The organism is uncultured Rothia sp., assembly GCF_963544205.1.
Lineage (GTDB): Bacteria > Actinomycetota > Actinomycetes > Actinomycetales > Micrococcaceae > Rothia.
Map to the genome: position 1 here is coordinate 45,728 of NZ_CAUUDY010000013.1, position 8,531 is coordinate 54,258.

Annotated in this window: 6 protein-coding genes; all 6 read right to left on the bottom strand. The window is 60.9% G+C overall.

What is annotated here, in order from left to right; translation table 11 throughout:
* Nucleotides 1-35: 35 nt before the first annotated feature.
* Nucleotides 36-287: a DNA mismatch repair protein gene (locus RWZ58_RS07075; RefSeq protein ID WP_314658148.1), complete on the bottom strand. Its 252-nt coding sequence runs from the start codon at nt 285-287 to the stop codon at nt 36-38.
* A 376-nt stretch (nt 288-663) separates the two neighbouring features.
* Nucleotides 664-915: a hypothetical protein gene (locus tag RWZ58_RS07080; protein ID WP_044143859.1), complete on the bottom strand. Its 252-nt coding sequence runs from the start codon at nt 913-915 to the stop codon at nt 664-666.
* Nucleotides 916-1,147: 232 nt separating this feature from the next.
* Nucleotides 1,148-3,754 (bottom strand): aconitase, encoded by a 2,607-nt coding sequence (locus tag RWZ58_RS07085; RefSeq protein WP_314658149.1) that lies wholly within the window; start codon nt 3,752-3,754, stop codon nt 1,148-1,150.
* Between the two features lie 104 nt (nt 3,755-3,858).
* The gene (locus RWZ58_RS07090; RefSeq protein WP_314658150.1) at nt 3,859-6,267 is read right to left on the bottom strand and encodes a primosomal protein N'; all 2,409 of its coding nucleotides are present in this window, start codon (nt 6,265-6,267) and stop codon (nt 3,859-3,861) included.
* 33 nt (nt 6,268-6,300) lie between these two features.
* On the bottom strand, nt 6,301-7,506 hold the full coding sequence (gene metK, locus RWZ58_RS07095) for a methionine adenosyltransferase (RefSeq protein ID WP_005506182.1): 1,206 nt from the start codon (nt 7,504-7,506) through the stop codon (nt 6,301-6,303).
* A 167-nt stretch (nt 7,507-7,673) separates the two neighbouring features.
* Nucleotides 7,674-8,531, bottom strand: an 858-nt coding sequence (locus RWZ58_RS07100) for a helix-hairpin-helix domain-containing protein (protein WP_314658151.1), incomplete at its 5' end; no start/stop codon positions are given.

Genomic DNA, 8,531 nt, shown 5'->3' on the forward strand with positions numbered 1-8,531 from the left:
CGTAGCCTCACCGCGTCACACCGGAGCAGGAACCCTTAGACCGCAGCAAAACTACCGGTACGAGCCGCTTCCTTCGCAGCCAGCTCATCCGCGTGACCGTACGCGTAGAAAATCTTCGCGTCATCCAGCTCAGCAAAACGAGCCAGGTAGCGGCACACCGCGCCACGCTGAGCCTTCGTCATCGAGGACAGCAGAACAGCATCCGGGTGAGTAATGCCGTTATCGCGGCTCGGCGCCGAATTGCCGAACTCGGGCTCGTAATCAGAGGTGATATTGGTAAAGCTCATCGGTGAGCACCTTTCCTTAGGGCGTTTCTTAGTGGAGCGCCGCAACAATGCAGACGCCACCGGAGGTAACACCGCGAAAAGAACCTACGGAAATCACCGGAAGTCTCTTCGCAGTAGTGGTTGTGATACCTCTAAACTACCCAAGAGCTAACCGATGTTCAAGAACCATCGGGGAACTCCCCCATAGTGGACGCGTCCCCGGTTGTCAGGAAGAAATCAGGGGCATCATAGCGGTATATGACCACCAAGTTCCCAACCGAACTAAAAACCGAACTAAAAACCGAGCTAAAAACCCGCCCGGAAGCCAGCCCGAAAAGTAGAAATGCTGCCGCACTCACAAAGAGTGCAGCAGCATTTCTAAAAACTAATGATGCGGCTACGCCATAGTTGCGTAGAGACCGCGCTCGGCATCCTTACGGGCCAGCTCATAAGCGTGACCGTACGCGTAGAAAATCTTTGCGTCATCCAGCTCAGCGAAGCGCGCCAAGTAGCGGTAAACAGCTCCTCGCTCTGCGCTGGTCATATCGGAAAGCAACACGGGGTCCGGGTGCATGACGCCGTAATTGTGTACAGAAGCAGACCCGCCGCATGCAGGTTCGTATGCGGGGGTAATCATAGTCTGAGTCACCAGTATTCATCTTTCGTTGGTGCGCACGGTTGTGAAGCGTGCGCGAAGTTGAGTGATAGATACCGCCAATACCACCTCGACAAGCGCCGAAATAGTATCCGCAGTGCTGAATACTTTACCGTGAATACGGTGGCTACACCAAATAGAACCGCCCAAACCCCAGCAAATTTTAGGTGCACACGAATGCATAAAAATACTGAAAGTGACCTTCCGACGGCACCGCTAAAGCACCCTATACTACAGCGCTCTCGCCTGCTTTACTCTCACGTTTTTTCTCCGACACAGGACTATCATCCCCAGCATCCTCAGCATCCTCATCCTCACCGTCAAGACCCAGAAGAGTCGTCACCATCGGCAGAGGATTGAACTCACTGAGCCGACCCGTGCGGTCCACCTTGCGCATCATGAATGCACGCTGCAAACGCCGCTGAGTCCACGGCGAAAGCACCATCACCAGTAGCGCCTCCACCACAAAAATTCCGACCAGAATCCACAGCAGCAGATCCGAAGAACCCGCCTGCTCACGCAGCTGCTGAGCCCCCGCCGCCAAACGGTCGAAGCTCTCCGAATGCAGGTGCGAAGCATCAAGCCACGTCAACGCCGATGCACCCGCCGGCGACGCCACATTCAGCAGCACCGACAGCATCAGCAGAAGCACCGCATACAGCCCGTAATGCGTGGTGCGCATCAGCTTCTTCACCCGCGCAAAACCACGGTTCAGCTCCGCGCCAATATCGGTGAAAGCCTCCGCCTTCTGCGCCTGCTCCCCCGCCGGCATCATGTGCGGCACCAGGCGGTGCGAAAGCATCAACGGCACCGGCGAGCACGCGTCAAAATACTGCATGTGACTATTCACCGACGGGCCCGGCAGAGTCACAAAGCTGACGTCCACACCGACAGGCTGGGTAATATTCGACCTGCCGATACTGTCACCACGAGCGGAAATCTCGCACCGGTCAGCCACATCAAGGCCCTGCAGCATCGGCGCGTAGACGCGCACATACAGGTGGCAGGCGCTACGCACCGACATCATGAGCGCCAGAATCAGCACGCACCACACCACCACCGAGGCGGGCGTTAGCTCAGGGACAGCACCTTCAACACGCGACTGAGCCAGCAGTAGCATGAACACCGCGTACAGCATGAAAACGCCGTGCACGAAGAGCAGCGGAATCAGCCACTTCACGTAGGCGCGCGTGCCGTACGGGTTCACCAGGCGCACATCCGCCGGGGTGTTTGCGGAGGTAGTTGCAGAGATTTTTGAGGAGGCGGTTGCCTTGCGGACAATACGCACCCGCCCCTTCAAAGTGCCCGGCACGCTCGCCACCAGCGGCACCACGCTCAACGTCAGCGGAACCAGCATCGCATGATGCAGTAGCGAACGGTACGGGCTAAACAGCAGGGTAACCTCCGCCAACCAGGAGAACGCCGCGACCGCGCTCACCCACAGCAGCATTGCGCGGTTACGGTAGCCGCCCGCAGCGTCCAGGGGCGCAGGAATGTCGTTGCGGTCACTAGCGATAATGCTAATCGGAACCACACCGCTACCCAGGCCGTAGAAGAAACGAATCGGCTTCTTACCCGCCGCCGCACGACGACGTAGCAGCTCATACCCCAGGTAGCCGCCCTGCGAATGAGCAATAATACCCACCGCATCGCTACGGGAACTCAAATCGTCCAGCTGACGATCCAGACGCGCATAAATACGCTCCAAATCGCGCGAGTCCGGGCTGGTCGCCGTCTGAATCAGCTGCGTAGGAATAGCCTTCACCAGCGCCCACAGCTCACGGGCACGACGAGCCAAAACCCAGCCCACAATACACAGGCCGAGCACTGCCGCAAGACCTGTAAACGCACCCTGCGGAGTGCCCAGCGACGCCACAAAAGCATCACGGAACGTCATCACAGCCATCGCCGCCAGCACCAGCCACAGCGCCACGTTCACGAATCGAGCCGTAGAACGCAGTAGGTGCCCGGCACGCTCACGCCAGGTTACGCCGGGGCGCTCATAGTAGAAGCAGAACATCAAAAACAGCGGCAAAACCGTCGCCAACCAGGGCAAATGTTCCTTCAATGGGCGGTAATGTCTGGGTCGCCAGAAACCCTCCTGAAAGAGGAGGCTACGGCGAGTGACCGTGCGAACCGGGCGCGGCTTCGGCTGAGGCAGGCGCGGAAGCTCAAGATTAGGCAGCTCGATGTTCGAGAAATCGATGTTCGGGAGCTCTACCTTGGGAAGCTCAATTTTCGGCAGATCAATCTTAGGGAGCTCCACTTTAGGCAGTTCCACCTTGGGTAACTCCACTTTGGGCAGCTCCACCTTCGGAAGTTCAACTTTCGACAGACTGATTCTTGTAGATTCTTTGGCTTCGGAGGCTTCGGCGGGTTCTTCCTGCGCGGAGCTCTCTTCAGCCTCCGGGCTTTCCTCAACCGGGTCGGCAGGGTACTCCGTGCGCTCAATCGTCAACGAATACGTCAACTCGCTATGGTGGCTCAGCGGGCTCACCTCAGCGGCAGGCGGGAGGGTATCGCCGTCAGGAATCACCTCAACACGAACCCGCGCAGAAGCCTCCGCAGCGGGGTTCCCTTCCGAGAGCGCGACAGAATCAGTGTTCAGCGCCAACAGGGTCTGCACACTATGCGCCACCGGCTTGCCAAAATACGCGAGCGTCTCACCGTGATTCTGGTAGCCGATACCGTGAACCAGCAGCACCGCCGCATCATGATGCTGACCCTTGCGGTGCAGGGCACTCTTCGGATGCGCAGAAGCATACTCAGCCAGCCGCCGCTGCTCACCATCAGGCAGCGCACTACCCTTCAGCAGATGAGGCACCTTCGACACGCCTCTCACCTCCTCTGCGCACAACGCGCCCGCAAACCCGCGTGCCAATGCCCAACCCGGGACAAACCTGCCCCTCACTAGAACACTACAGCACGACTAGAAAATTACAGCACGTCCAGGCCGTCACAACGAATCTGCACCGGCCGCTCCCCCACGTTCTTCTTCAACGCCGAAATCGTTGCACGCGTAGCACGCAACTCACGGGTCACCTGCTGGGCAATGCCATACGAGAAGAACATCAGGGTACGCCAATCGCCTTGCACCGGCGCCTCCTCAGAATCCTCAACAAGAGACTCCGACCAGGCAAAATACCCCTGATCCAGAGGAACCGGACCCACAATACGCAGCTGCTCACGCACGCGCTCATCCAGCGCAGAAGAGCCCAAGAACTCCTCCATGAAGGCGCGAACATCCGCCTCCGCACCGGTCACCGCAGCCGTACGAACCGCCGGAGGCAGACCCGTCTGAGCGCGCTCCTCCAGCTCCTGGCGAGCAAACCACGCCGGATCCCAACGCACCAGCGCCTGCTCCACCGGCGACGGCGAAGCAGTCGTCACCACCGTACCCTCAAGCGCCGCCGGGCGAACCAGCGCCGCCGCGTTCAACCAGCGACGCAACGCCGCCTCCGGGGCACGCAACGAATCAAAACGAAGCATCTTATCGGCATCCAACAACAGCGCCGCCGCATAGCCGCCAAAAGCCACCGGCTCAGCACCCGGAGTCGCCACCACCAACGCAGGCTCAGGACCAACCGAAGCCCGCACATGGTCACCCGCCGAAGAAATCACCGGAACATTCGGGAACGCACGACCCAGCTCCTCAGCCGTACGAGTCGCACCCGCCGCCGAATAACGCCAATGCGTAAAACCACACTCAGAACAACGCCACTGCTGCGCCAAATGGCCGCACCACGAACACGACGGAACCGACGAACCCGAAGCCACCGACAGGGGCCCGCTACACTCGCCACAACGCGCCGGCATGCGGCAACGCTCACACGAAAACGACGGAATATAGCCGCTACGCGCCACCTGCACCAACACAGGACCACGCGCCAACGCCCGACGAGCATGCTCAAACGCCAGATGCGGAATACGCGCCATCGCCGCCAACGGGTCACGCGCCAACTCAAACTCCGAACCCGTCGAAAAAATACGCGGCGAATACTCACGCACCAGCGCACGCGGTGCACGCACATGAGACGCCCAGCGGGTACGCACCAGACGCGCCGCCTCACTACTCATGCTGAACCCGGCAAACAGCACCGCAGTATTCTCAGCCGAAGCACGCAGAAGCAACACATCACGGGCATGACAATAGGGGGCGCGCTGCTCCACCAGCGAGGAATCGCCATCATCCCAGCACACCACCAGACCCAAGTTCGCCACCGGCGCATACGCGGCAGCGCGGGTGCCAATCACCACCGGAACCCGACCCAAACGTGCCTTCACAAACCCGTGATAGCGAGTATGCGGAGTCGAATCAGAACTCAAACGCACAAACGAATCAGCGGGCAGACGCTCGGCGAGCGCCGCCTCCAGAAGATCCAGATTCTTAGCGGTCGGAACCACCGCAATAGCGCCGCGACCACTCGTAGCAGCCGCCGCGAGCGCGGTCGCGAGAACATCCGCCCACGTGTGCTCCAGGTGGCCGGGAAGAACCGTCATCACAGCGCGGGTTGCAGCACCGGCGGCAACATCCTCAATGAACTCCGCACCGTTCTCGTAATCGGAGAAGACGGAGGCGGCATCCGGCGCGTCCGGGTTCAGCGCCGGCGGGTCCAGTACGAAGGGTGCGGGTGCGCCGGGGATGGCAAGCCAAGCGTACGGGTCGGTATGAGCGGAGGTAGCGGAGGCGGCAGAAGACTCGGGTTCCGTATGCTCAGAAGCAGCGCTCTCGGAGTCGTTCTCGGAGGCATCCTCCGCACTATTTTCGGGGGCATTGACCCGAGCAGGCTCGCCCAAATACGCCGACTCGTATCCCGGCAACAGAGGCGCGTACTTCTTATCCAGGGCGGCAATACGCGGCGGCACCGCCAGGCGCAACACGTTCGCCACCGTGGAGGCGTAACGGTCAGCAAGCGCCTCAGCAAGCGCAAAAATTTCGGGCGCAACAGAGGGCACCCGCGACAGCACCGACTTGAGCGGCAGCAGCGAGGTGCGCGTCCAATCGGTCGTGGCGGCGCGCTCCTCAATGTAACCGGTCAGCTCGTGACCGTTGAACAGCACGCGCACGCGAGCGCCTGGCACCGCATCCTCACTCAGCTCAGCGGGCACACGGTAATCAAAGGTGCGGTCCACCTGCGGCAGAGTGCTATCCACACGCACACGCGCCACAGGGTTCGGCACACCGCTCGCCTCCAGCTCGGCGGCAACATTCACCGGCTCCGGGGTAGCCGGGATCAGGGCATCACGAAGAGCAGGAAATCCCTGCAACAGGTCAAGCTGTTGCAGGGATTCCTGCTGAGCACCCAACGGTGCCGAAGAGTTCGATTCAGAACCGCTCTGAGTCACCCGAATCAGCGTGCTCCTCTACCCTGACAGATATTAGGAAGAGGACACTGCCGAACGCAGTGCATCCACGCGGTTCAGGCGCTCCCAGGTGAATTCCGGCTCGGTGCGACCGAAGTGGCCGTGAGCTGCGGTCTTCTTGTAGATCGGGCGGCGCAGATCCAGTTCGTTAATGATTGCCAGCGGGCGCAGGTCGAAGACCTCACGCACAGCCTTCTCAATCTTGATCGGGTCGACCTTCTCGGTGCCGAAGGTTTCAACGTACAGACCGACCGGCGCTGCCTGGCCGATAGCGTACGCAACCTGAACCTCGGCGCGGTCGGCAAGACCGGCACCCACAATGTTCTTCGCAACCCAACGCATTGCGTACGCTGCGGAACGGTCCACCTTCGACGGGTCCTTACCGGAGAACGCGCCACCACCGTGACGAGCCGAACCACCGTAGGTGTCCACAATGATCTTGCGGCCGGTCAGGCCCGCGTCACCCACGGGGCCACCCTGAACGAAGCGGCCAGCGGGGTTCACAATGAACTTGGCGTTGGAGGAATCCAGCTCGACGCTGCCCAGAACCGGTGCGATAACGTGCTTCTCAATGTCTGCACGCAGGTCAGCCAGGTCGTAGCTTGCGGTGTGCTGGCTCGAAACAACGACGGTGTCCACAGAGACAGGCACGTTGTTCGAATCGTAGCCGAGGGTCACCTGAGTCTTGCCGTCGGGGCGCAGCTCAGTCAGCAGGCCGTCCTTACGGACCTTGGTCAGACGCTCAGAGAGGCGGTGCGCCAGCCAAATCGGGGCGGGCATCAGCACGTTCGTCTCGTTCGAAGCGTAACCGAACATGATGCCCTGGTCGCCCGCACCCTGGCGGTCGTACTCGTCAGCAGCGATGCCCTGACGAACCTCAAGGGACTCGTACACGCCGGCGTTAATGTCCGGGGACTGCTCGCCGATGGACACGGACACGCCGCAGAACTCACCGTCAAAGCCGCGAGTAGAGGAATCGTAGCCGATACCCAGAATGGTCTCGCGCACGATGGAGGGGATTTCGACGTAGCTGGAGGTGGTCACCTCACCGGCAACGTGCACCTGCCCGGTGGTTACCATGGTCTCCACAGCAACGTTCGCTGCGGGATCCTGGGCGATGATGCCGTCAAGGATGGCGTCAGAAATCTGGTCACAAATCTTATCGGGGTGGCCTTCAGTCACCGACTCGCTGGTGAATAGGCGCAGATGGTTATTACTCACGGTTTCCACTCTACTGGTTGAGGGCGCGCGAAGATAGCGCGCTCGTAATGATGACGGTTTCCTTCAATTATGACACGTTTGTTAAGCGCTATTACGAGGCGGGGTGCTACGTTCATACCCCGGGCGGGATTTCACGCGGCGCCACCAGATGCTTAGGTCAGCGCCGCTTAGGTCAGCGCCGCCAGAATCTTCTGAGCCAACGCCGGACCAATACCCGGCACCTCCGTCAGCTCCTCGGCGCTCGCCTGCCTAATCTGAGCCACCGACCCGAAATGCTTAATCAGCGCGGCGCGCTTCACCTCGCCCAGACCGGGCACCTCATCCAGGGCGGAGGCGACCATCGCCTTACCGCGCTTAGACCGATGAAAAGTAATGGCGAAACGGTGCGCCTCATCGCGGATGCGCTGCACCAAGTACAGCGCCTGCGAGGTGCGCGGCAGCACGACCGGGTAGTCGTCGTCCGGCAGCCACAGTTCCTCCAGGCGCTTAGCGATGCCGGCAACGTACACATCCGTAATGCCCAGGTCGCTCAGCGCGGCGGAGGCGGCAGCCACCTGAGGCGGGCCGCCGTCCACGAGCACGAGGTTCGGCGGGTAGGCGAACTTTGCAGGCTCGGGCGTGGAGGCGTCAATCTCGCCGGAGTGCACGGGCGCGGCGTCGCGTTCCGCCTGCTGTGCCAGGTGCCTCTTGAAGCGGCGGGTGATGACGTCGTACATGCTGGCGGTATCGTCGCGCGCGGCGTCGCCGGTAATGCTGTAGGTGCGATAGGCGTTCTTCGCGGGCATGCCGTCCTCAAAGACGACCATGGAGGCGACCACGTTCGTGCCCTGCACATGCGAGATGTCGTAGCACTCGATGCGCAGCAGCGGGTCGGGTAGTTCCAGCGCCTCCTGCAGCTCCACGAGGGAGGCGCTGCGGGTGGTCAAATCACCGGCACGGCGACTCTTGTGCAGGGTCAGCGACTGGCGCGCATTCTCGGCAACCGTCTTCATGAGTTCTGCCTTGTCGCCGCGCTGCGGGACGCT

Coding starts and splice junctions, on each gene's coding strand:
- RWZ58_RS07075 (WP_314658148.1), bottom strand. CDS start 287: ATGAGCTTTACCAATATCACCTCTGATTACGAGCCCGAGTTCGGCAAT.